Annotated in this window: 21 protein-coding genes and 3 tRNA genes; 7 read left to right on the plus strand and 17 right to left on the minus strand. The window is 61.5% G+C overall.

Annotated elements, in window-relative coordinates:
- Both BVH01_RS11030 and BVH01_RS11035 read left to right on the plus strand, forming a co-directional pair.
- Positions 1 to 1,020, plus strand: coding sequence for an ABC transporter permease (locus BVH01_RS11030; protein ID WP_075930359.1), 1,020 nt, complete (start codon positions 1 to 3; stop codon positions 1,018 to 1,020).
- Position 1,021: 1 nt separating this feature from the next.
- On the plus strand, positions 1,022 to 2,641 hold the full coding sequence (locus tag BVH01_RS11035; protein WP_075930360.1) for an ABC transporter ATP-binding protein: 1,620 nt from the start codon (positions 1,022 to 1,024) through the stop codon (positions 2,639 to 2,641).
- Positions 2,642 to 2,767: 126 nt separating this feature from the next.
- On the opposite strand, the gene BVH01_RS11040 is transcribed toward BVH01_RS11035, so the two are convergent.
- The 9 genes from BVH01_RS11040 to BVH01_RS11080 form a co-directional block, all read right to left on the minus strand.
- Complete coding sequence (locus tag BVH01_RS11040) at positions 2,768 to 4,627, minus strand: SurA N-terminal domain-containing protein (protein ID WP_075930361.1); 1,860 nt, start codon at positions 4,625 to 4,627, stop codon at positions 2,768 to 2,770.
- A 217-nt stretch (positions 4,628 to 4,844) separates the two neighbouring features.
- Complete coding sequence (hupB, locus tag BVH01_RS11045; RefSeq protein WP_003239952.1) at positions 4,845 to 5,117, minus strand: nucleoid-associated protein HU-beta; 273 nt, start codon at positions 5,115 to 5,117, stop codon at positions 4,845 to 4,847.
- Positions 5,118 to 5,252: 135 nt separating this feature from the next.
- Positions 5,253 to 7,649, minus strand: a complete 2,397-nt coding sequence (gene lon, locus BVH01_RS11050; RefSeq protein ID WP_075930362.1) for an endopeptidase La — start codon at positions 7,647 to 7,649, stop codon at positions 5,253 to 5,255.
- Positions 7,650 to 7,798: 149 nt separating this feature from the next.
- Positions 7,799 to 9,079 (minus strand): ATP-dependent Clp protease ATP-binding subunit ClpX, encoded by a 1,281-nt coding sequence (gene clpX, locus BVH01_RS11055; RefSeq protein WP_075930363.1) that lies wholly within the window; start codon positions 9,077 to 9,079, stop codon positions 7,799 to 7,801.
- A gap of 109 nt (positions 9,080 to 9,188) precedes the next feature.
- On the minus strand, positions 9,189 to 9,830 hold the full coding sequence (gene clpP, locus BVH01_RS11060) for an ATP-dependent Clp endopeptidase proteolytic subunit ClpP (protein WP_070887516.1): 642 nt from the start codon (positions 9,828 to 9,830) through the stop codon (positions 9,189 to 9,191).
- Between the two features lie 94 nt (positions 9,831 to 9,924).
- A complete protein-coding gene (gene tig, locus BVH01_RS11065) occupies positions 9,925 to 11,235 on the minus strand; it encodes a trigger factor (protein ID WP_075930364.1) in 1,311 nt (436 codons plus the stop codon).
- A 125-nt stretch (positions 11,236 to 11,360) separates the two neighbouring features.
- A tRNA-Leu gene (locus tag BVH01_RS11070) sits at positions 11,361 to 11,445 on the minus strand.
- 61 nt (positions 11,446 to 11,506) lie between these two features.
- A tRNA-His gene (locus tag BVH01_RS11075) sits at positions 11,507 to 11,582 on the minus strand.
- Positions 11,583 to 11,623: 41 nt separating this feature from the next.
- A tRNA-Arg gene (locus BVH01_RS11080) sits at positions 11,624 to 11,700 on the minus strand.
- Positions 11,701 to 11,967: 267 nt separating this feature from the next.
- Here BVH01_RS11080 and folD point away from each other — a divergent pair.
- Positions 11,968 to 12,822 carry a bifunctional methylenetetrahydrofolate dehydrogenase/methenyltetrahydrofolate cyclohydrolase FolD gene (folD, locus tag BVH01_RS11085; protein WP_075930365.1) on the plus strand — a complete coding sequence of 285 codons (855 nt, stop codon included), beginning with the start codon at positions 11,968 to 11,970 and terminating at the stop codon, positions 12,820 to 12,822.
- A 48-nt stretch (positions 12,823 to 12,870) separates the two neighbouring features.
- Here folD and BVH01_RS11090 read toward each other — a convergent pair whose 3' ends face one another.
- The 3 genes from BVH01_RS11090 to BVH01_RS11100 form a co-directional block, all read right to left on the minus strand.
- On the minus strand, positions 12,871 to 14,796 hold the full coding sequence (locus BVH01_RS11090; protein ID WP_075930366.1) for a UvrD-helicase domain-containing protein: 1,926 nt from the start codon (positions 14,794 to 14,796) through the stop codon (positions 12,871 to 12,873).
- A gap of 68 nt (positions 14,797 to 14,864) precedes the next feature.
- Positions 14,865 to 16,247 carry a cysteine--tRNA ligase gene (gene cysS, locus BVH01_RS11095; RefSeq protein ID WP_075930367.1) on the minus strand — a complete coding sequence of 461 codons (1,383 nt, stop codon included), beginning with the start codon at positions 16,245 to 16,247 and terminating at the stop codon, positions 14,865 to 14,867.
- A 148-nt stretch (positions 16,248 to 16,395) separates the two neighbouring features.
- Positions 16,396 to 18,060, minus strand: coding sequence for a glutamine--tRNA ligase/YqeY domain fusion protein (locus BVH01_RS11100; RefSeq protein ID WP_075930368.1), 1,665 nt, complete (start codon positions 18,058 to 18,060; stop codon positions 16,396 to 16,398).
- Between the two features lie 179 nt (positions 18,061 to 18,239).
- On the opposite strand from BVH01_RS11100, the gene BVH01_RS11105 reads away from it, so the two are divergent.
- Complete coding sequence (locus tag BVH01_RS11105; protein WP_075930369.1) at positions 18,240 to 18,734, plus strand: peptidylprolyl isomerase; 495 nt, start codon at positions 18,240 to 18,242, stop codon at positions 18,732 to 18,734.
- Positions 18,731 to 19,453 carry a UDP-2,3-diacylglucosamine diphosphatase gene (lpxH, locus tag BVH01_RS11110; protein WP_075930370.1) on the plus strand — a complete coding sequence of 241 codons (723 nt, stop codon included), beginning with the start codon at positions 18,731 to 18,733 and terminating at the stop codon, positions 19,451 to 19,453. Before BVH01_RS11105 ends, lpxH begins: the two co-directional genes overlap by 4 nt.
- Positions 19,454 to 19,499: 46 nt before the next feature.
- Here the strand turns inward: lpxH and BVH01_RS11115 are convergent, their stop codons facing one another.
- Positions 19,500 to 20,171 (minus strand): tRNA-(ms[2]io[6]A)-hydroxylase, encoded by a 672-nt coding sequence (locus BVH01_RS11115; protein WP_256562755.1) that lies wholly within the window; start codon positions 20,169 to 20,171, stop codon positions 19,500 to 19,502.
- 197 nt (positions 20,172 to 20,368) lie between these two features.
- On the opposite strand from BVH01_RS11115, the gene BVH01_RS11120 reads away from it, so the two are divergent.
- A complete protein-coding gene (locus tag BVH01_RS11120) occupies positions 20,369 to 21,232 on the plus strand; it encodes a universal stress protein (RefSeq protein WP_075930371.1) in 864 nt (287 codons plus the stop codon).
- On the opposite strand, the gene BVH01_RS11125 is transcribed toward BVH01_RS11120, so the two are convergent.
- Positions 21,233 to 21,466 (minus strand): DUF3820 family protein, encoded by a 234-nt coding sequence (locus BVH01_RS11125; protein ID WP_013791334.1) that lies wholly within the window; start codon positions 21,464 to 21,466, stop codon positions 21,233 to 21,235. It lies immediately after the preceding gene.
- Positions 21,467 to 21,631: 165 nt separating this feature from the next.
- On the opposite strand from BVH01_RS11125, the gene BVH01_RS11130 reads away from it, so the two are divergent.
- The gene (locus tag BVH01_RS11130) at positions 21,632 to 22,000 is read left to right on the plus strand and encodes a glutaredoxin (RefSeq protein WP_013791333.1); all 369 of its coding nucleotides are present in this window, start codon (positions 21,632 to 21,634) and stop codon (positions 21,998 to 22,000) included.
- 119 nt (positions 22,001 to 22,119) lie between these two features.
- Here BVH01_RS11130 and BVH01_RS11135 read toward each other — a convergent pair whose 3' ends face one another.
- From BVH01_RS11135 to cadR, 3 genes are all read right to left on the minus strand, one after another.
- A complete protein-coding gene (locus BVH01_RS11135) occupies positions 22,120 to 22,620 on the minus strand; it encodes a cupredoxin domain-containing protein (RefSeq protein ID WP_075931009.1) in 501 nt (166 codons plus the stop codon).
- 103 nt (positions 22,621 to 22,723) lie between these two features.
- A complete protein-coding gene (locus tag BVH01_RS24375; RefSeq protein ID WP_139315557.1) occupies positions 22,724 to 23,074 on the minus strand; it encodes a hypothetical protein in 351 nt (116 codons plus the stop codon).
- A 136-nt stretch (positions 23,075 to 23,210) separates the two neighbouring features.
- On the minus strand, positions 23,211 to 23,657 hold the full coding sequence (cadR, locus tag BVH01_RS11145; protein ID WP_075930373.1) for a Cd(II)/Pb(II)-responsive transcriptional regulator: 447 nt from the start codon (positions 23,655 to 23,657) through the stop codon (positions 23,211 to 23,213).
- Between the last annotated feature and the right edge of the window lie 395 nt (positions 23,658 to 24,052).

Genomic DNA, 24,052 nt, shown 5'->3' on the forward strand with positions numbered 1-24,052 from the left:
ATGGCACTTTCCCCGCTCAATCAACGCCGTTTCGAACGCTTCAAGGCCCACAAGCGCGGCTGGTGGTCGCTGTGGATTTTTCTCGCTCTGTTCTTCGTGACCCTGGGCGCCGAGTTGATCGCCAACGACAAGCCGCTGGTGGTCAGCTATGACGGCGAGCTTTACTACCCCGTACTCAAGCGCTACCCGGAAACCACCTTTGGCGGTGAATTTCCCCTGCAAGCCAACTACAAGAGCCCGTATATCCGCGAGCTGATCGAGCAGAAGGACGGCTGGATGGTCTGGCCGCCGATCCCGTTCAGCTATTCGAGCATCAACTACGACCTCAAGGTGCCCGCCCCGGCACCGCCCTCGGCGGCCAACTGGCTGGGCACCGACGATCAGGGCCGCGACGTACTGGCGCGGGTCATCTACGGCTTCCGGATTTCCGTACTGTTCGCCCTGGCGCTGACCCTGGCCAGCTCGGTGATCGGCGTTGCCGCCGGCGCGCTGCAGGGCTTCTACGGCGGCTGGGTGGATCTCGCCGGGCAGCGTTTCCTGGAGATCTGGTCGGGTTTGCCGGTGCTCTACCTGCTGATCATCCTGGCCAGTTTCGTGCAGCCCAATTTCTGGTGGCTGCTCGGCCTGATGCTGCTGTTTTCCTGGATGAGCCTGGTCGACGTGGTGCGCGCCGAGTTCCTGCGTGGCCGCAACCTCGAATACGTGCGTGCAGCCCGAGCCCTGGGAATGCGTAACGGCGCGATCATGTTTCGCCACATCCTGCCCAACGCCATGGTCTCGACCATGACCTTCCTGCCGTTCATCGTCACTGGCGCCATCGGCACTCTCACCGCCCTGGATTTCCTGGGTTTTGGCCTACCGGCAGGTTCACCGTCGCTCGGCGAGCTGGTAGCCCAGGGCAAGTCCAACCTGCAGGCGCCATGGCTGGGTATCAGCGCTTTTGCCGTACTGGCCATCATGCTGAGCCTGCTGGTGTTCATCGGCGAAGCGGCCCGCGATGCCTTCGACCCGAGGAAGTAAGATGAGCCATCCTGATAACCTCGTCGAAATCCGCGACCTCTCCGTCGCCTTCGTCAACGGCGACAGCAGCCGAAGTGTGGTCAACCACATCAGCTTTGACATTCGCCGTAGCGAGACCCTGGCCCTGGTCGGCGAAAGCGGCTCCGGCAAATCGGTCACCGCCCACTCGATCCTGCGCCTGTTGCCCTACCCGCTCGCCCAGCATCCCAGCGGCAGCATCAACTATGCAGGCGAAGACCTGCTCAAGCTGCCCGAACGCAAGTTGCGCGGCATCCGTGGCAACCGTATCGCCATGGTGTTCCAGGAGCCGATGACTTCGCTGAACCCGCTGCACAGCATCGAAAAACAGATCAACGAGGTGCTTGCCCTGCACAAGGGGCTGCGCGGCAAGGCCGCCACCCAGCGCACTCTGGAGCTGCTGGAACTGGTCGGCATTCCCGAGCCGCACAAGCGCCTCAAGGCCCTGCCCCACGAGCTGTCGGGTGGCCAACGCCAGCGCGTGATGATCGCCATGGCCCTGGCCAACGAGCCTGAGCTGCTGATCGCCGACGAGCCGACCACGGCCCTGGACGTAACTGTACAGCTGAAGATCCTCGAGCTGCTCAAGGACCTGCAGGCGCGCCTGGGCATGGCCATGCTGATCATCACCCACGACCTCAAGCTGGTGCGGCGCATCGCCCAGCGCGTATGCGTGATGCAGAACGGTGAGCTGGTCGAGCAGGCGGATTGCGAAACGCTGTTCACCACGCCGCAGCATCCCTACACCTGTGAATTGCTGGCGGCCGAGCCGGACGGCGACCCTGTCGCCAGCGAAGATGCCGACACCTTGCTGCAGGTGGAAGATCTGCGGGTCTGGTTCCCGATCAAGAAGGGCCTGCTGCGCCGCACGGTCGATCACGTCAAGGCCGTTGACGGCATCAACTTCAGCCTGCAGCGCGGCCAGACCCTGGGCATCGTCGGCGAGAGCGGCTCGGGCAAATCGACCCTGGGCCTGGCGATCCTGCGCCTGATCGGCAGCCAGGGCGGCATTCGTGTCGGCGAGCATCACCTGGGCGGTTTGTCGCAGCGCGAGGTACGGCCGCTGCGCCGGGAAATGCAGGTGGTGTTCCAGGACCCGTTCGGCAGCCTCAGCCCGCGTATGACGGTGGGTATGATCATCGGTGAAGGGCTGCGCATCCATCGCATCGGCACGCCAGCCGAACAGGAACAGGCAATCATCGATGCCCTGCTGGAGGTCGGCCTGGATCCCGAAAGCCGGCACCGCTACCCCCACGAGTTTTCCGGTGGGCAACGTCAGCGCATCGCCATCGCCCGCGCCCTGGTGCTCAAACCGGCATTGATTCTGCTCGACGAGCCGACATCGGCGTTGGATCGCACCGTGCAACGCCAGGTGATCGACCTGCTGCGCTCGCTGCAGGCCAAGTACAACCTGAGCTACCTGTTCATCAGCCATGACCTGGCGGTGGTACGCGCGATCAGCCATCAACTGATGGTGGTGAAACAGGGCCAGGTCGTCGAGCAAGGCGACGCCAGGCAAGTCTTCCAGGCGCCTCAGCATCCCTATACCCAGCAGCTCCTGGAAGCGGCGTTCCTGACCAAGGTCAAACCCGAGACAGCTTGAGCCTGTCCTGAATCTGCAGTGCCTGTCGCTGCAGACTCGCCATGACGCTGCCGCACCAAAGCCTGCAAAACCTGCAGATACACAAAGGCCCCGAAATCGGGGCCTTTGTCTTTGTGGCGGCAAGCCTTAGAAGCGCTCGATATCCGCCTTGCTTTCCAGCAGCTTGCGATACGCCGCGAAGTCTTCCTGGCCACTGCGCGAAGCGAGGAAGCGGCGGTACATGGCCTTCTCCTCGTCACTCAGCGCCTGCTCGGGCTCGCTGACGCCCTTCAGGCGGATCACCACGAAGTCGCCGTTGCCCAGGGCAATACCACTGAACTCGGACTTCTCACCGGCCGGCTTGGGCATACGGAACAGCGCCTGCAGCACGGCCGGATCGACGCCATCCTGATTGCGGGTGGCCGCCTCGACGACTTGCCACTCGGCACCTTCAGGCTTGACCTTGCCATCATGCAGGTCGGTAACCATCTGCTCACCAGCAGCCTTGGCCGCCTCACTGGCGCGGGTTTTGGTCAGCTGAGCACGAATGCTGTCGCTTACCTGATCGAGCTCCAGTTGCTGTGGCTTGCGGTGCTCCTTGACGCGGATGACCACCAGGGTATTCGGGTCGAGTTCAATGGCACTGCTGTTGCTGCCATCTTCCATCACTTCCTGGCTGAAAGCGGCCTGCAGAACCTGACGGTTCGCGGCGATGCCTTCACCGCCCTGGCGACCGAACGGCTCGCTGGTCTGCACCTTCAGGCCCAGTTCCTGGGCAGGCTGCGCCAGGTCCGAGGATTCGAAGGCCGCGTCTTCGAGCTGCTTGGTGGCCTCGACGAAACGCTGCTCGACACGCTGGGTCTTCAGGTCGGTCTCGAGCTTTTCCTTCAGGCTGGCGAACGTCGGCACTTCAGGTGCCTGGACACCCAGCAGCTTGATCAGATGCCAGCCGAACTCGGTGCGCACCGGAGCCGATACTTCATCCTGCTTCAGGGCGTAGAGCGCGTCCTCGAAGGCCGGGTCGTAAACGCCCTTGCCCGCATAGCCCAGGTCACCGCCCTCGCTGGCAGAACCTGGATCCTGGGAGAACTCCTTGGCCAGCGCGGCGAAGTCTTCGCCGGCCTGCAGACGCTTCTGAACCTCGTCGATCTTGGCCTTGGCCTGCTCGTCACTGACGTCGCCGCCTACTTCGATCAGGATGTGAGCAGCCTGACGCTGCTCGGCCAGATTGGCGATTTCCGACTCGTAGGCGACTTTCATTTCATCGTCGCTGACGGAAACCTGCGAGAAGAATGCGTCCTTCTTCAGCTCGACGTATTCGATGACCACCTGTTCGGGGCTCATGAACTGGGACTGCTGAGCGTCGTAATAGGCCTTCACGTCGTCATCGCTGACCTTAACCGCGGCGCTGTCAGCCTTGATGGTGCGGGTCGCGAAATCGCGGGTCTGCTTTTCGAGGCGCGCGAAGGCGGCCACTTCTTCATCGGTGACGAAACCGCTACCGGAGAGACCTGCGCGTAGCTGGCCGATCAGCATTTCCTGCTCGAGCATCTGACGGAACTGCATACGGGTGTAGCCGAGCTGACGAATCACCTGGTCGAAGCGGTCGGCATTGAAGCGACCTTCCACCTGGAACTCGGGCGTCTGCACGATCACTTGGTCGAGAGCGGCTTGAGAAAAGGCGAAATTGGAATCCTTGGCGCCCTGCAGCAGCAGCGAGCGCTCGATCAGCCCTTTGAGAGAGGCTTCGCGCAGCAGGCGCTCATCGAGCATGGAAGCGTCGAAATCCTTGCCCAGTTGCTGCAGCAACTGGCGGCGCTGCATCTCCACAGCCTGGTTGAGCTCGTTCTGGCTGATTTTCTCGCCATTCACGTCGGCAGCGTTCTGGCTGTTGCCCGTACCGGTAATGATCGCGTCAACGCCCGTCAGCGCCATGAGAACGACGATCAGGCCGATGATGGTTTTGGCAATCCAACCCTGTGAATTGTCCCTGATATTTTGCAGCATGCTTCCCCCAGAACGGCCACATACAAAGAATGGCCGCGCAGCGTGGGTAAAATCCGGATAGAAGAAAGGCGCATCCTGGGATGCGCCTTCTCGTAACGTGCGAAGCGGATCGGGATCAGAACTCTACAATCCCCGGCGTGACAGACCGCTTGGTCTTATTGCCGCCCCACAACCGAGCCGGGATTAGCCGACCCGGCGGGCAAAGGCCCGAAGACGCTTAGTTGACGGCGTCTTTCAGCGCTTTACCAGCTTTGAAACCTGGGATCTTGGCAGCAGCGATGCTGATCGGCTTGCCAGTCTGCGGGTTGCGGCCAGTGCGAGCAGCGCGCTCTTTGACAGCGAAAGTACCGAAACCAACCAGTACAACGGAATCACCAGCCTTCAGAGCGCCAGTAACGGATTCAATCACTGCGTCCAGCGCACGGCCAGCAACAGCTTTCGGGATATCAGCAGATGCGGCGATGGCATCGATCAGTTCCGACTTGTTCACTCTAAGTCCCCTTAATTTCGGTTTAGGTTGTTTCTTGATTTTAATGGAAGCGAATCGGGTGCTGGATGGCCTACCGACACGGTAAGAGCCGCTTTATATCAAGGGCTCCAAAAAAGTGTCAAGGAAGGCATCCGGCTAATGCGTGCTGATTCGCTCCTTGGAATCAGACTCGCGTTTTTCATCCTTTGCAACCAACTCCGGAGCCGCGTCTGGCAAGGGCTCCGGCGCGTATTGCAGCGCAATTTGCAGGACCTCGTCAATCCATTTAACCGGTTTAATCTGCAGGTCCTGCTTGATGTTCTCGGGAATTTCCTTGAGATCGCGAACATTCTCCTGGGGAATGATCACGGTTTTGATTCCACCACGATGCGCCGCCAGCAGTTTTTCCTTGAGACCGCCAATGGCCAGCACCTGACCACGCAGGGTGATTTCCCCGGTCATGGCAACATCGGCACGCACCGGAATCTGCGTCAGCGCCGACACCAGCGCGGTGCACATACCGACGCCAGCACTTGGGCCATCCTTGGGCGTAGCGCCCTCTGGCATATGGATGTGGATATCGCGTTTTTCATAGAAATCCGGGGCCACGCCAAGGCTCTGGGCACGGCTGCGGACCACGGTTTGCGCGGCGGTGATCGATTCGACCATGACATCGCCCAGCGAGCCGGTCTTGATCAGATTGCCCTTGCCAGGCACTACGGCCGCCTCGATGGTAAGCAATTCGCCGCCCACCTGGGTCCAGGCCAAACCGGTCACCTGACCGATCTGATCCTGCTGTTCGGCAAGGCCATAACGGTGCTTGCGTACGCCCAGGAAATCTTCGAGCGAATCGGCGGTGACAACGACATGGAAGCGTTTGTCCTTGGCGTGCTTCTTCACCGCGCGCCGGCAGACCTTGGCGATTTGCCGCTCGAGACTACGTACACCCGCCTCCCGCGTGTAGTAACGAATGATGTCACGGATCGCCGCTTCCTCGAATTCCAGCTCGGTTTTCTTCAAACCGTTGGCCTGAATCTGCTTCGGCGCGAGGTATTTGGTGGCGATATTGACCTTTTCGTCCTCGGTGTAGCCCGGCAGGCGAATCACCTCCATGCGATCCAGCAGCGCGGCCGGGATATTCATGGAGTTGGCGGTGCACAGGAACATCACGTCGGACAGGTCGTAGTCGACTTCCAGGTAGTGATCGTTGAAGTTGTGATTCTGCTCCGGGTCGAGCACCTCGAGCAGCGCCGAGGCGGGATCACCGCGCATGTCCTGGCCCATCTTGTCGATTTCATCGAGCAGGAACAGCGGGTTGCGCACGCCGACCTTGGTCATCTTCTGGATCAGGCGACCGGGCATGGAACCGATATAGGTACGACGGTGACCGCGGATCTCCGCTTCGTCACGCACGCCGCCGAGCGCCATGCGCACGAACTTGCGATTGGTCGCGCTGGCGATCGACTCTGCCAGCGAGGTCTTGCCCACGCCAGGCGGGCCGACCAGGCACAGTACCGGGCCCTTGAGCTTCTTCACGCGCTTCTGCACGGCGAGGTACTCGAGGATGCGCTCCTTGACCTCCTCGAGGCCATAGTGATCGGCATCGAGGATGTTCTCGGCACGCGCCAGGTCCAGGCGCACCTTGCTCTGGGCCTTCCACGGCACGTTCACCAGCCAGTCGATATAGGAGCGCACCACGGTGGCCTCGGCGGACATCGGCGACATCTGCTTGAGCTTGTTCAGCTCGGCCTGGGCCTTGCCGTAGGCTTCCTTGGTCAGCCCGGCGTTCTCGATGCGGCGCTTGAGTTCGTCGAGCTCGTTATGGCCCTCTTCGCTGTCGCCGAGTTCTTTCTGAATAGCCTTCATCTGCTCATTCAGGTAGTACTCACGCTGGCTGCGCTCCATCTGCTTCTTGACGCGGCCACGAATGCGTTTCTCGACCTGCAGCAGGTCGATCTCCGCGTCCAGCAGGGCAAGCACGTGCTCGACCCGGGTCGGCAGATCGACGATTTCAAGAATTTCCTGCTTCTGTTCGATCTTGAGCACCATGTGTGCGGCCATGGTATCGACCAGGCGGCTAGGCTCATCGATGCTGTTCAGCGAGGACAGCACCTCGGCCGGCACTTTCTTGCCCAACTGCACGTACTGCTCGAACTGGCTGAGCAGGCTGCGAGTGAACACTTCGCTCTCGCGCTCGGGCGCTTCGATTTCGTCGAGCAGTTGCACTTCAGCAGCGCTGTAGCCGTCGGCTTCGATGAACTGCTCGATCTCGCCGCGCTGCTCGCCCTCGACCAGCACCTTGACAGTGCCATCGGGCAACTTGAGCAGTTGCAGCACCGTGGCGACGGTGCCGACGCGGTAGAGCCCTTCTTCACTCGGTTCATCGTCCGCAGGGTCTTTCTGGGCGAGCAGCAGAATCTGCTTCTCACCATTCATCGCTGCTTCGAGCGCTTCGATGGATTTCTCCCGACCCACGAAAAGCGGGATGACCATGTGCGGATAGACCACGACATCGCGCAAAGGCAGGAGAGGCAATTCGATGGTTGTCTTCATGATTTTGAGCTCTACGGCGGCCTTGCGGCCGTAAACGGTGGGATTACCCTTGGCCCTAAGATGGGGGCAGCCCCACGAAAAAACAAGCTTTGCCGGCTGTAAAAGCAAAGGGGCCCGCAGGCCCCTTGCTTACAACAGATGACAACGCGTTACGCGTCTGGCGCCGCCTTGGCAGGCGGTTCGCTGTTTTCGTAGATCAGTAGCGGCTTGGAGCTGCCATCGATCACGCTTTCATCGATGACCACCTTGCTGACGTCCGATTGCGACGGTATGTCGTACATGGTGTCGAGCAGCACGCCCTCGAGAATCGAACGCAGGCCGCGTGCACCGGTTTTGCGCTCCAACGCCTTCTGGGCAACCGCCTTGAGCGCGTCGGGGCGGAACTCGAGGTCCACGCCTTCCATCTCGAACAGCTTGCCGTACTGCTTGGTCAGCGCGTTCTTCGGCTCGGTGAGGATCTGTACCAGCGCAGCCTCGTCGAGCTCCTCCAGGGTCGCGATGACCGGCAGGCGGCCCACGAACTCCGGAATCAGGCCGAATTTGACCAGATCATCCGGCTCGATTTCACGCAGCGACTCGCCGATCTTCTTCTCGACGTCCTTGGTGCGTACCTCGGCGCTGAAGCCGATGCCGCCCTTGGTAGAACGGCCCTGAATCACCTTCTCGATGCCCGCGAACGCGCCACCGCAGATGAACAGAATGTTGCGCGTATCGACCTGCAGAAATTCCTGCTGCGGGTGCTTGCGACCACCTTGAGGCGGAACGGAGGCAACGGTGCCTTCGATCAGTTTCAGCAGCGCCTGCTGAACACCCTCGCCCGACACGTCACGGGTAATCGACGGGTTGTCGGACTTGCGGGAGATCTTGTCGATCTCGTCGATGTAGACGATGCCCATCTGGGCTTTCTCGACATCGTAATCGCACTTCTGCAGCAGCTTCTGGATGATGTTCTCGACGTCTTCACCCACGTAGCCAGCCTCGGTAAGGGTGGTCGCATCGGCGATGGTGAACGGGACGTTGAGCAGGCGCGCCAGAGTTTCGGCCAAAAGCGTCTTACCCGAACCCGTCGGCCCGAGCAGCAGGATGTTGCTCTTGCCGAGCTCGACGTCATCCTTCTTCTCGCGCTGGTTGAGGCGCTTGTAGTGGTTATAGACCGCGACCGCCAGGATCTTCTTGGCGCGTTCCTGCCCGATCACGTACTGATCGAGGATCGCGCTGATCTCCCGGGGAGCCGGCAGCTTGTGCGCGCTGCTCTCGGCCTGGGCTTCCTGCACCTCCTCACGGATGATGTCGTTGCACAGGTCGACGCACTCGTCGCAGATAAATACCGAGGGGCCAGCAATCAATTTGCGTACTTCATGCTGGCTTTTGCCGCAGAAGGAGCAATAGAGCAGCTTGCCGTTGTCCTCGCCGTTGCGGGTGTCAGTCATTCGATCAATCCAATACCGTAGGCTTAAAACACAAGATGGAGCCAAACCGGGGCATTTTCAAGCCCGATGTGCCGCTGACCGACTATCGTCGGCCAGCGAGCGTGATGCTTCAGCCGATTTGCTCGCGACGGCTGTGTACCTTGTCGATCAGGCCGTAGTTGACCGCTTCTTCACCGCTCATGAAACGGTCACGGTCGGTATCACGGGCGATCACTTCGATCGGCTGGCCAGTGTGGTTGGCCAGAACCTGATTCAGACGCTCGCGAATGAACAGGATTTCCTTGGCATGGATCTCGATGTCCGAAGCCTGACCCTGGAAACCGCCCAGCGGCTGGTGGATCATCATGCGCGAATGCGGCAGGCAGTAACGCTTGCCCGCAGCGCCGCCAGCCAGCAGCAATGCACCCATGCTGCACGCCTGACCTATACAGGTGGTCGACACGTCCGGCTTGATGAACTGCATGGTGTCGTAGATCGACATGCCGGCAGTTACCGAACCACCTGGCGAGTTGATGTACAGGTGGATGTCCTTGTCCGGGTTCTCGGCCTCGAGGAACAGGAGCTGCGCGGCAACCAGATTGGCCATGTAGTCTTCGACCGGGCCGATCAGGAAGATCACGCGCTCTTTGAGCAGACGCGAATAGATGTCGTAGGCGCGCTCGCCACGAGCGGACTGCTCGACGACCATGGGAACCAGACCGCCAGCGGCCTGGATATCGGACATTTGCTGCATGAAAGGATTGTGCGACATTTCCAGCATTCGCTCCCTAATAAAAGTCATGTCTCGAATACGCATAAGCCAGCACTGAGGCTGGCTTATGGTGTTCTCGAACGAGGCGAAGAAATCAGGCGGCTTGTGGAGCTTCTGCCGGCTTGACTGCTTCTTCGTAAGAGACCGATTTGTCAGTCACATTGGCCTTCTGCAAAACAGTATCTACAACTTGCTCTTCCAGTACAACCGAACGAACTTCGTTCAGCTGCTGGTCGTTCTTGTAGTACCACGCCACGACCTGCTCAGGCTCCTGGTAGGCCGAGGCCATTTCCTGGATCAGCTCGCGCACGCGGGCGTCGTCTGGCTTGAGCTCGAACTGCTTGACCACTTCGGCGACGATCAGGCCCAGGGACACACGGCGCTTAGCCTGCTCTTCGAACAGTTCGGCCGGCAGTTGATCCGGCTTGATGTTGCCGCCGAACTGCTGAACGGCCTGCACACGCAGGTTGTTCACTTCGCTGGCGATCAGGGCCTTGGGCACTTCGACCGGGTTGGCGGCCAGCAGACCTTCCATGACCTGGTTCTTGATCTTGGATTTGATGGCCTGACGCAGTTCGCGCTCCATGTTCTTGCGAACTTCGGCGCGGAAACCTTCCAGACCACCTTCCTTGATGCCGAACAGGGCGAAGAACTCGTCGTTCAGCTCCGGCAGTTGCGGGGCGGAAACGCTGTTGACCTTGACGGTGAATTCAGCGGTTTTGCCAGCTAGGTCGAGGTTCTGGTAGTCCTCGGGGAAGGTCGGGTTGATCACGCGCTCTTCGCCGGCCTTGGCGCCGATCAGGGCATCTTCGAAGCCCGGGATCATGCGGCCGGAGCCCAGTACGAGTTGAGTGCCGGTGGCCGAACCGCCCGCGAAGGCTTCGCCGTCGATCTTGCCGACGAAGTCGATGTTCAGCTGGTCGTCTTTCTCGGCAGCACGCTCTACGGCTTCGAAACGGGTGTTCTGCTTGCGCAGGATGTCCAGCATGTTGTCGACGTCGGAGTCGGCCACTTCAGCCTGCTGACGCTCGATGGCGATGCCCTCGAGGCCGCTGACCTTGATTTCCGGGAACACTTCGAAGGTCGCGACGAACTCCAGGTCCTTGCCCTTCTCCAGTACTTTCGGCTCTACCGAAGGCTGACCGGCAGGGGCGAGTTTCTGTTCGGCCACCGCCTCATAGAAGGAAGACTGAATGACGTCGCCTACCGCTTCCTGGCGTGCGTCGGCTTCGAAACGCTGGCGAATCACGCTCATCGGCACCTTGCCGGGACGGAAACCAGGGATCTTGGCTTTCTGGGCAGTCTGCTGCAGACGCTTGTTGACCTGGGTCTCGATGCGCTCGGCCGGCACAGTGATGCTCATGCGGCGCTCGAGAGCGGAAGTGCTTTCAACAGAAACTTGCATGGATATTCCTCGTTGCACAGACGTATGCCGGCCGCTTACCGGCCCCATTCAAGGGCATGCATTCTAGAGGGAGGTGTTGCAGAAGTCACCCTAGATGCAGGTGGCAAACGGGAGGGGCGTAAAGATGGTGCGGACGGAGAGACTCGAACTCTCACGCCTTGCGGCGCTGGAACCTAAATCCAGTGTGTCTACCAATTCCACCACGTCCGCGTGGTAATACTTTTTACAAACAAAAACGCCAGGCTTTTAAGGGCCTGGCGCTTTCAGAATATGGGGTGGACGAAGGGGATCGAACCCTCGACACCAGGAGCCACAATCCTGTGCTCTACCAACTGAGCTACGCCCACCATATTGCTTTGCTGCTATTCACTTGTGCCGACACACCTAGTGGCGCACCCGGCAGGACTCGAACCTGCGACCATCCGCTTAGAAGGCGGATGCTCTATCCAGCTGAGCTACGGGCACTTATCCATCCACCAGAGCAGACTTCAAGCTTCGGCTAGAGCGGCTACTTTCGTTGCTGCCGTTGCCGCTTTACCCTGTCACTTGCTGTGCTCGCCAAGTGGTGCGCATCTTATAGAGGCGCCCTTGGGGCGTCAACACCCAAATCGAAAAAAATTCAGTTAGATAAAGGAGTTACACCAAATCTGCGTTCTGCCGCCTTTGCCCTTCCTTAATGCCATGCGAGAATGCGCGTCCTTTTTTCTCCCTTTCGATGGTTAACCAAGCGCAATGACCGCACAACTGATAGATGGCAAAGCGATTGCCGCCAATATCCGCCAGCAGATCGCCCAGCGCGTCGCCGAACGACGCGAGCAGGGGCAGCGCGCCCCCGGCCTGGCAGTGATCCTGGTCGGCAGCGACCCCGCCTCTCAGGTTTACGTCGCGCACAAGCGCAAGGACTGCGAAGAAGTCGGTTTCATTTCCCGTGCTTATGACCTGGGCGCCGAAACCAATCAGGACGAGCTGCGCGACCTGATCGACACGCTCAACGAAGACGCCGGCATCGATGGCATCTTGCTGCAACTGCCACTGCCAGCTCACCTGGACGCGTCGCTGCTGCTCGAGCGCATTCGCCCGGACAAGGACGTGGACGGCTTCCACCCTTACAACATCGGTCGCCTGGCGCAGCGCATGCCACTGCTGCGCCCCTGCACCCCGAAGGGCATCATGACCCTGCTGGCCAGTACCGGCCAGGATCTGTACGGCATGCACGCCGTGGTGGTCGGCGCCTCGAACATCGTCGGCCGGCCGATGGCACTGGAACTGCTGCTCGGCGGCTGTACCGTGACCATCACCCACCGTTTCACCAAGGATCTGGCTGGCCATGTGGCGCAAGCCGATATCGTCGTGGTCGCCGCCGGCAAGCCGGGCCTGGTCAAGGGCGAGTGGGTCAAGGAAGGCGCGATCGTCATCGACGTTGGCATCAACCGTCAGGCCGATGGCAAGCTGATCGGCGACGTGGTCTATGAAACCGCCCTGCCCCGCGCCGGCTGGATCACCCCGGTGCCCGGCGGCGTTGGCCCGATGACCCGCGCCTGCCTGCTGGAGAACACCCTGCACGCCGCGGAGCACCTGCACGCCTGACGCTTTGCCAGCGGCAGGAACGGCGCCCAGGTGGCGCCGTTTTTCGTTTCAGCCCAGCGAACGCGTGGCACCCTGGGGTTTGCGCACGAACCACAGCACCCGACTGACGCCTCGGGTGACGGCCACATAGCCCAGGCGCAGGCTTTCGTCCGCCATCGCCTGGTCGTAGCTGTTGGCGAAGAAGCCACAGTAGGCGTACAGCGCATTACGCAGTGGATGAGGCGTAGGCGGCAGGCAGTCGTCGACGATGATCGCCACCTCGGCCTGCAACCCCTTGGCGCGGTGAATGGTATAGGCCTTTACCGGCAACGTGCGGTCCAGCCCGGCCTGAACGTCCTTCAGGGTGTCGTTGCGGCGCCCCAGCAGCAGCACCGCGGTGCGCTCCCTGGAACCGATGTCACGCGCATAGTCGCACTGCGCTGCGATGGCCTGCTGCAGCTCACCCATGTCACGGGCCAGGTCGAACGGCGTCATCAACTTCACGCCATGGCCGCCCGCCGGCGTGGGGCGAATCGGCGTGGTCATCTTGTCCTGCTTGAAGGCCACGGCGTCGAGTATGGACTCGGCGTCGCGAATCACCGGCTCGATGGAGCGATAGTTGGCTTGCAGCATCAGCACCGCGCTCTTGCCCTTGCCTTTGCTCGGAAAGTGCCGATCGAAGGCCATGAACAGCTCCGGGGAACTGCCCCGCCAACCATAGATCGACTGCCAGTCATCGCCGATGGCCATCAGGCTGACAGCCGTGGCCGTGCCGGCCAGGCGCCGGTGCAGTGCCTGCAGCCATTGCACGATCTGCGGCGAGATGTCCTGGAACTCATCGATCAGTAGATGGGAAAAACCCTGCAGCGCATCCGCACTCAAACGCCCATCAGCCTTATCGAGCATGTGCGTCAGTTGCTGGAAGGCGTCATTGAAGGTCATCAGACCTTGCTGGCTCAGTTGCTGGCCAAAGGCCTTCCAGAATGCCTGCAACGCCAAAAGAAAGGTTCGCTCGGCGGGCGAGCAGGCCAGCGCGGCTGCAGCCATCCGCTCGATGGGAATGCCGATGCTCTCGATGAAACCGGCTTGGGCGTAGAACACCTCGAACAGCGGCGCGGCATGCAGCTCACCCGCCAGCCGAAACGGCTGCATGGGCGCCTTCGGCAACGCCTTTTGCGGATCGGGCAGTGGGGAGCCGAGCAGCTCGTGAACCCGGCCGCGAAACGCTGGGTCATCGGTATAACAGGCCTGATAAGCATCCTTGAGCAGGCGTGTTTGTGCAGACCCCAGACGCCCTCCCCCCAATGGGTTGTCCGGCTCGCTCGCCGACGCGCGTTTATCACCCAACTGCTCGAACCAGGCTGGATTGCCCAGAACCTGGCGCGCCAGCACGCCCATCGCGGAATGAAAGGTACGCACGCACGGACCAACATCCGCCGAGAACTGCCAGAAGCCGAGCACGCTCGCCAGTCGTTCACGCAGCTCGGCGCAGGAAGCATTGGTAAAGGAAATCACCGTCAATCGTTCAGGCTCGACGTTCAGGTGACAGAGCATGAACACCACGCGCAGCACCAGGGTGGTCGACTTGCCTGAGCCCGCTCCAGCGAAGATGCGGGCCAACGGTTGGCGACAGAGAATCATCGCCCACTGCTCGTCGGAAGGCGCACCGATGACACCAGCCGCGACGGCCCGCGCCACGGTTTCGCGCATCGCCTGCTCCTGGGCTGCGGTTACCTTGGTTGCCGCTGACGAGTAGATGCCGGCGCTAGCGCGCCTTACCGGCTTTTTTGTGGCCGGCTCTCCTTTGCCTTTGCCGGCATTCGGGCCCTTGGCAGCGCGCTTTGTGGCGGCGGTCTTGTTCTGCGCCAGCGGTTTCTTCGCCGCGACCTTTGCGCGCTCGGCAGCAGCCTGCTTCTCGGCTTCGAGGTAGGCGGCGGTACGCGGGAAGTAGCGAGTCAGGGCATTGGAGAGCAGCAGCTTGTAGCGGGTCAGCATGGGGTTTCCGTGGCGAGTGTCTAGAAATGAAAAGGCCGCGTTAGCGGCCTTTTGGGTACATCGGGCGATTACTCGGCGAGGCGCCAGGTGGTGCCGCCCTTGCTATCTTCGAGCACTACGCCAAGCGCAGTGATCTGGTCACGGATGCGGTCACTCTCTGCCCAGTTCTTGTCGGCACGGGCCTGCAGGCGCGCGGCGATCAGCGCCTCGACCTCGGCGGCGTCGACCTTGCCTTCGGCGCCGGCCTTGAGGAAAGCATCCGGCTCCAGTTGCAACACACCGAGCAGACCAGCCAGCGCCTTGAGCTGCGCCGCCAAGCCAGCAGCGGCCTGCACATCCGATTCGCGTAGGCGATTGACCTCGCGAATCATCTCGAACAGCACGGCGCAGGCTTCGGGCGAGTTGAAATCATCGTCCATTGCCGCGACAAAGCGCTCGACGAAGGCCTCGCCACCGGCAGGCTGAGCCTGCGGCAGACCCTTGAGGCCATTGTAGAAACGCTCCAGGGCGCCCTTGGCTTCGCGCAGGCTCTCTTCCGAATAGTTGATCGGGCTGCGGTAGTGGCTGGATACCAGCAGGTAGCGCACCACTTCGGGGTGGTACTTCTCCAGCACCTCGCGGATGGTGAAGAAGTTGCCCAGACTCTTGGACATCTTCTCGCCGTCCACGCGCACCGCACCGGCGTGCATCCAGGCATTGGCGTATTGCTTGCCGGTGGCCGCCTCGCTCTGGGCGATTTCGTTCTCATGGTGCGGGAACACCAGGTCAGGACCGCCGCCGTGAATGTCGAAGGTGTCACCCAGGCAGCAGGTGGACATCACCGAGCACTCGATGTGCCAGCCCGGCCGGCCCTTGCCCCACGGCGACTCCCAGCTCGGCTCGCCCGGTTTGGCGGCTTTCCACAGCACGAAGTCCAGCGGGTCTTCCTTGACTTCGTCGACCTCGATGCGCGCACCGATCTTCAGTTCGTCGATCTTGCGACGCGACAGTTTGCCGTAGGTTTCGAACTTGGTGACGCGGTAATACACGTCGCCATTGCCCGGCGCGTAGGCGTAGCCCTTGTCGATCAGGGTCTGGATCATCTGGTGCATGCCGGCTATATGCCCGGTGGCGCGCGGCTCGATGTCCGGGCGCAGCACGTTCAGGCGGCCTTCGTCCTCGTGCATCGCCGCGATCATGCGTTCAACCAGCGCCTCGAACGGTTCACCGTTCTCATTGGCGCGTTTGATGATCTTGTCGTCGATGTCGGTGATGTTGCGCACGTAGGTCACGTCATAGCCGCGATGGCGCAGCCAGCGAGTGACCACGTCAAAGGCGACCATCACCCGGGCGTGGCCGATGTGGCAGAAGTCGTACACGGTCATGCCGCACACGTACATGCGCACGCTGTTGCCTTCAAGCGGCTTGAAGGGTTCCTTGGCCTTGCTGAGCGTGTTGTAGATTGACAGCATCTTAAAATTCCTCAAGAACGGCTTTCAAAGCAGCGAGCGAAGATCAGGCAAGGCGGAGCGAGGGGAGGACGCGGAGTGTACTCGAGTACATGAGCAGTCCGATCCACGCTCCAACGCAGCCTGATCGAGCGCAGCAATTTGACAGTCGTTATTGCCCCCACGAGTCGCGCAGCGTGACGGTCCGGTTGAACACCAGCGCATCGGCGGTCGAATCCTTGTCGAGGCAGAAGTAGCCCTCACGCTCGAACTGGAAACGGTCGTCAGCGGCGGCCTTGGCCAGCGACGGCTCGGCGCGGCAGCCGCTGAGCACCACCAGCGAATCCGGGTTGATGTTGTCGAGGAAGCTACCGCCCTCTTCGGCCTTCTCAGGGTTGGCCGAGCGGAACAGACGATCGTAAAGGCGCACTTCGCACTCCACGCTTTCGGCCGCCGGCACCCAGTGGATCACGCCCTTGACCTTGCGGCCTTCCGGGTTCTTGCCCAGGGTGTTCTCGTCATAGGAGCAACGCAGCTCGACGATGTTGCCGGCTGCGTCCTTGATGGCTTCGTCGGCGCGGATCACGTAACTGCCGCGCAGGCGCACTTCACCACCAGGGATCAGGCGCTTGTAGCCATCCGGCGGGGTTTCTTCGAAGTCGCTGGCGTCGATGTAGATCTCACGGGAGAACGGCAGCACGCGGGTGCCCATGTCCTGCTTGGGATGGCGCGGCAATTCGAGACTCTCGACCTGGCCTTGCGGATAGTTGCTGATCACCACCTTGAGCGGTTTGAGCACGCACATGGCGCGCGAGGCGTTGGCATCCAGGTCTTCGCGGATAGCGAATTCCAGCATGCCGATATCCACCAGGCCGCCGGCGCGGTTGACGCCGATCATGTCGCAGAAGGTGCGGATCGATGCCGGCGTATAGCCGCGGCGGCGGTAGCCCGAGAGCGTCGACATGCGCGGGTCGTCCCAGCCGTTGACGTGCTTCTCGTCGACCAGCTGCTTGAGCTTGCGCTTGCTGGTGATGGTGTAGTTCAGGTTCAGCCGGGCGAATTCGTACTGACGCGGCTGCGCCGGCACCGGCAGGTTGGCCAGGAACCATTCGTACAGCGGGCGGTGATCCTCGAATTCCAGGGTGCAGATCGAGTGGGTCACGCCTTCGATGGCATCGGACTGGCCATGGGTGAAGTCGTAGCTCGGGTAGATGCACCACTTGTCACCAGTCTGGTGATGATGGGCATGGCGAATGCGATAGAGGATCGGGTCGCGCAGATTCATGTTGCGCGAGGCCATGTCGATCTTGGCGCGCAGCGAACGGGCGCCGTCCGGGAACTCGCCGGCCTTCATACGGGCGAACAGGTCGAGGTTCTCTTCCACACTGCGCTCGCGGTACGGGCTGTCCTTGCCGGGGGTGTTCAGGGTGCCGCGGTACTCGCGCGCTTCGTCCGGGGTCAGGTCGTCGACATAGGCCTTGCCGGCCTTGATCAGCTCGACGGCCCAGTCGTGCAACTGGTCGAAGTAGTTGGACGCGTAGCGCTCCTCACCGGCCCACTCGAAGCCCAGCCAGCGGACGTCGTCCTTGATGGCGTCGATGTATTCCTGGTCTTCCTTGGCCGGATTGGTGTCGTCGAAGCGCAGGTTGCACGCGCCACCGAATTCCTGGGCCAGGCCGAAGTTCAGACAGATCGACTTGGCGTGGCCGATGTGCAGGTAGCCGTTGGGCTCCGGCGGGAAACGGGTGATGATCTTGGCGTGCTTGCCGGCGTCCAGGTCGGCCTGAACGATGGGCAGCAGGAAGTTGGCGGCTTTTTCGACGGTGGGCTTGCTCATGGTGTCCTTAGCGCGTGGATTGCGGCACAGGGTAGGCCGACTAAAACAAAGCGCTTATCATAGCCCAAGCTGTCAACCCCCTGACAGGCCTTGGTGCCTGCTCACTGACCTTCGGGCAGCTTTAAAGCCCCGGTCAGCCTGAAGCGGCCCGCGTTTTTCTCGACAGAGCGATTAAGCACATGATCAAGCTGCACACCAACCACGGCGTCATCACCCTCAAACTGTTCGAAGACAAGGCGCCGGAAACCGTCGCCAACTTCAAGGAATACGTGAAGAGCGGCCACTACGACGGCACCGTGTTCCATCGCGTGATCGGCAACTTCATGATCCAGGGCGGCGGTTTCGAGCCAGGCATGAAGCAGAAGCCGACTCGCTCGCCGATCAAGAACGAAGCCAACAACGGCCTCTCCAACAAGACCGGCACCGTGGCCATGGCCCGCACCATGGAACCGCACTCGGCCAGCGCGCAGTTCTTCATCAACGTTGCCGACAACACCTTCCTCGACCACAGCGCACCGACCGTACAGGGCTGGGGCTATGCCGTATTCGGTGAAGTGGTCGAAGGCCTGGACGTGGTCGAAGCCATCAAGGGCGTGTCCACCACCATGAAGTCCGGCCACCAGGACGTTCCGGCAGACGACGTGATCATCGAGAAGGCCGAGATCGTCGAGTGATCCTGCTGATCTCCGACCTGCATCTTGAAGAGGAGCGCCCGGACATCAGCCGGGCGTTCTTGCATTTTCTCGACACCCGGGCGCGCCAGGCCGAGGCGCTGTACATCCTCGGTGATTTTTTCGAAGTGTGGATCGGCGACGACGCCATGACGCCGTTCCAGCGAAGCATCGCCGAAGCCCTGAGGCGCCTGAGCGACAGCGGCACGCGCATCTACCTGATGCACGGCAATCGCGACTTTCTGCTCGGCAAGGGATTCTGCCGCGAAGCGGGCTGCACCTTGCTCGGCGATCCCCATGTGGTGAACCTGAATGGCGAAAAGGCCCTGCTGATGCATGGCGACAGCCTGTGCACCCTGGATGTGGGCTACCAGAAGATGCGCCGCCTGCTGCGCAACCCGCTGAGCTTGTTCATCCTGCGCAACCTGCCGCTCAACACCCGCCACAAGCTGGCGCGCAAACTGCGTTCGGAAAGCCGCTCGCAGACACGCATGAAAGCCAGCGACATCGTCGACGTCACGCCCGAGGAAGTACAGCGGGTGATGGCGCAATACGGCGTGAAGACGCTGATCCACGGTCATACCCACCGCCCTGCCGTGCATGACCTACAGGTCGATGGTCAGCCGGCCAGGCGCATCGTGCTCGGCGACTGGGACAAACAGGGCTGGGCGCTGCAGATCGACGAGAACGGTTTCGACCAGCGCCCTTTCGCCCTGGACTGAACACCGGAGCAGTGCGGCGCATGGAAAGCCCCGCGCCGAACCTCGCCTACGCCTGCGGCACGCCGCTGTGGAAGCGAAACTCGCTGTCGGGCGACTCGATCAGTTCCTGCTCCACCGCCCTCACCCGCTCGATCACCTGTTCAACGTCGGCGGCATCGCCATACTGGTACGCCAGCTTCAGGTAGCCCTGAAAATGCCGGGCCTCGCTTTTAAGCAGGCCGTAGTAGAACTTGCCCAGTTCTTCGTCCAGATGCGGCACGATCGCCTCGAAGCGCTCGCAGCTACGCGCCTCGATGAAGGCGCCGACCACCAAGGTGTCGACCAGCTTCTGCGGCTCATGATTACGCGTCACCTTGCGCAGCCCCGAAGCGTAGCGTGCCGCGGATACCGGACGCAGGCCGATCTTGCGGCGCTTCATGATGCGCAGCACCTGCTCGTGATGTACCAGCTCCTCACGGGCCAGGCGCGACATCATGTTGATCAGATCGACATGGCAGCTGTACTTGGCCATCAGGCTCAGCGCCGTACTAGCCGCCTTGAATTCGCAGTTCTTGTGGTCGATCAGCATGATGTCCTGATTGGCCAGCGCTGCTTCGACCCAGGCCTGGGGCGTGCGGCAGCCGAGGAATTCATGGATTTCCGGCAAGCTCGGCGTGGCGCTGCGGCGGCCGGTAGCGGGTGAATGATCTGAAACTGTGACGGGAGATGACACGTGCATGGCCCATGAGCAACGAAAAGAGAAAAGCCCGAAACGCCTGCCCACCAGGAGGCGGTACAGCCAGCGCCAGGCATCAAGCCGGCCATTATAAGGCCGCCGACGGCAACCACCAGCCGCCGGGTTTGATACCGATCAAGAACTTGCTGCGAAAGCACCCTCTATATTGATAACCATCGCCGCACGCAGAGGAACACGCCATGCAAGCCATCCGCAGCATTCTCGTGGTCATCGAGCCGGAACACGCCGACACCCTGGCGCTCAAGCGCGCCAAACTGATCGCCGGGGTTACGCAATCCCACTTGCATCTGCTGATCTGCGACGAGTCGGTGGATCACAGCGGGCATCTGCGTCAGCTATGCAATGCGTTGCAGCAGGATGGTTACAGTGTCAGCGCCCAGCAGGCCTGGCGCGGCAGCCTGCACGACACCATCGCCCATGCCCAGCAGACCGAAGGTTGTGGCCTGGTGATCAAGCAGCATCGCCCTGACAATCCCCTCAAGAAAGCGCTGCTGACGCCCGATGACTGGAAGCTGCTGCGCTATTGCCCCTGCCCGGTGCTACTGGTGAAAACCCTGACGCCCTGGAGCGGCGGCACTGTGCTGGCGGCGGTCGACGTGGGCAACATCGACGGCGAGCACCGCGCGCTGCACACCCTGATCATCGAGCATGGCTACGACATCGCCAAGCTGGCCAAGGCCGAGCTGCACGTGCTCAGCGCTCATCCATCGCCCATGCTGACCGCCGCGGATCCGACCTTCCAGTTGCGCGATACCGTGGAGGAGCGCTATCGCCAGGAATGCCAGGCGTTTCAGAACACCTACGATATCGATGACGAGCACCTGCATATCGCCGAAGGCCCGGCCGATGTGCTGATCCCCAAACTCGCCCACGAGCTGCACGCAGCGGTGACGGTGATTGGCACGGTGGCGCGCACCGGTTTCAGCGGCGCGCTGATCGGCAATACCGCCGAGGTGATTCTCGACACACTGGAGAGCGACGTGCTGGTGCTAAAGCCCGACAGCATCGTCGAGCATCTCGAGCAGCGCCTCGTCGAAGGCTGATCAGCCGCGCGGTGGCTGGCGCGGTTTGCTGCGCAGGGGGTCGAGCAGTGCCGACAGGCCGTTGTGGTCGATCTCCTGCATCAAGGCCAACAACTGGCCGATCTCGCCTTTCGGAAAGCCTTCCCGGGCGAACCAGTTGAGGTAGTGGCCCGGCAGGTCGGCAATCAGCCGCCCCTTGTACTTGCCGAAGGGCATCTCGCGGCTTACCAACAATTTCAGGTCTTCGGGTTTCATCGCATCGGCCGTGAGGATCAACTGGGCGCAACATTATGCCGCAAGCGCTGGGGTCTGTTACTGCTTCACGCACGGCCGCGCTGAAACGGCAACAGGCCCTTGCCGGTTGGGCCGATGGCTCAACTCGGGTAAGCTGCGCGCCGTTCACTTCTGCAGGTACTCATCATGATTATCAAGGCACTGCGCCTGGGCCTCGGCCAACTGATCGTCCTCGGCGACATCGCCACCCGCCCGGCCAAGATGAAGCGCGCGCCCGAGGCGCAGGCTGCGGTCGAACAGGCCGCCGGCAACCTGGCGCTGTATCAGTTCAAGGCCTGCCCATTCTGCGTGAAGATTCGCCGCAAGCTGCATGCCCTCAACGTGCCCGTAGCGCTGCGCGATGCCAAGAACGATGCCGCAGCCCGCAGCGATCTGGAGAGCCAGGGTGGCAAGATCCAGGTGCCTTGCTTGCGCATCGAAGAAAACGGCCAGAGCACCTGGCTGTACGAATCCAAGGCCATTGCAGCCTATCTGGAACAGCGCTTCGCGGCGTAACGCCGGTAGCCCGGCGTTACGCCGCGAAGCGAAAGCCGGGGAAGCCCCGCAAGCGTCGCGGCGACATTGATCGGAAAGACAAAGGCGCAGCCGGAAACCACTCCAGCCGCGCCTTGCTCTTACTGCATTACCGCAACCTTGCCGACCATGCCGGCCTGGTAATGCCCGGCGATCAGGCAAGCGAAGTCGAAGGTGCCCGCCCGGTCGAACGTCCAGGTCACCTCGCCCTCCTCACCTGGCTGCACGTGCAGCATGTCCATGCCGGTATGCGCCATGTTCGGCTGCCGCAACATCATGGCAGCGTGCTCGTCTAGTTGCGCCTTGTCGCCCAGCACGAACTCGTGCAGCAGTTGCCCGTCGTTGTGCAGCACCAGCCGCACCGTCTCCCCGGCCTTGACCTCCAGCCGATCTGGTACGAAACGCATCTGATCGTTCATGCGGATATGCACGGTGCGCGTCGCTTCGGCGGCATCACCAGGAATGCCCCAGGGTTTCTGTTCGGCGTTTTGCGTGGCGTGTCCGGCGCCATGGCCGGCACCATGTTCATGCTCGGCGGCATCGAGTATTGACGCTTGGAGCAGCGCGGCAAGCGCCAGGGTGCTGACTAGGGCTGTGTTGATTCGCATGTTGTTTGCCTCGTTGACTCATCATCGGCGTGCACGAAAGCACGCGGGTCACCTGGCGGGCCTTTACTGCCGCCAGGTGTCGTTTCGCGGACATGATTCAGCCGATGAAAGCGCGAGGGGGCCGATCCGGGGTGTCGGCAATGTGCTCGAGGAAATGTTGATGCCAGAAAGCCTGCGGTCGATCCAGCGGCAACTGCGTGGCCGAGAGCAATCCAGGGCTCAAGGCGACCACGCCTACGCAGAACACGCAGAGGCTGCAGGCCGCATGCCCGGGCGCCTTCTGCTTGGCGGGGTATTGATGATGAGCACAGTCCGCCTCGCACGAATGCGTAACACCCGAGAGATGCATGGCATGACCGTGACCGCCGATCGAAAGCGCCATGCCCGCCTGCATGCCGACCGCGGCGATGCCCTGGGCGGGCAAGGCCAGCGCCAGCAGGCAGAGCAACAGGACGCGAAGCGGACGGCAAGACATCGGATACCGGGCAGGCAATGACAGACAGAGCCCGATTATGCCCAACTTGCAGCCGCGCGACTAACAGGTCGTTGAAAAACGTAGGCGAGGCAAGTTTTCCAACAGCCTGCTAGTGCCGATGAGCCCGGCCGACATGGGACACATCCTTCTCGGCGTGCAGCGTGTCACTGGTACTGAGTTGCCGGATGATCTCGCAAGGCGACGATTGCTGATCCGCCAGGCAGCTATTGCGCAGCTCGACCAGTTGCTCCTGCAGCGACTGCAGGCTGGCGATCCGCGCGTTGACGTGCTCGATATGCTCGTCGATCAGGCTGTTGATGGCCTCGCAGTTTTCCGCTGGCCGGCCGCGCAGGCTGAGCAGCTCACGAATTTCGTCGAGCGTCATGTCCAGGGTGCGGCAATTGCGGATGAAGGTCAGCCGCTCGACGTGCTCCGGCAGGTAAAGACGGTAGTTGCCTTCGCTACGCTGGGGCGCGGGCAGCAATCCTTCACGCTCGTAATAGCGGATGGTTTCCACCTGACAACCGGTAACCGTCGCCAATTCGCCAATTTTCATGATCACTTTCCTCCCGATGCTTGACCCTATAGTGGCTACAGGGTGTTCACTCTGCAACAGGATAGTTGGGAGAGCCCCCATGTCGAATTGCTGTGATCATGACCATGCTCCAAAACCCGTACACCCTCAGGCAGGCTGCTGCGCGAGCGATACGAAGCCTGCGTGCTGCACGCCGGGCAGCCAATTGGTCGCGGGAATCAGTGAGCCTGCAGGCAGCCAGGCAGATCTCGCCACGGAGAGCAGTGCACTGCGCATCGAACAGATGTGCTGCCCGACCGAGGAGAGCCTGATCCGCGGCAAGCTGCAGCCCATGCCCGAGGTGCACGACCTGCAGTTCAACCTGCTCAACCGCAGCCTTGTCGTCGAGCATCAGGCCGGCGCCGCGCCGCAGGTGA

The sequence above is a fragment of the Pseudomonas sp. PA1(2017) genome (genome assembly GCF_001945375.1).
Taxonomy (GTDB): domain Bacteria; phylum Pseudomonadota; class Gammaproteobacteria; order Pseudomonadales; family Pseudomonadaceae; genus Aquipseudomonas.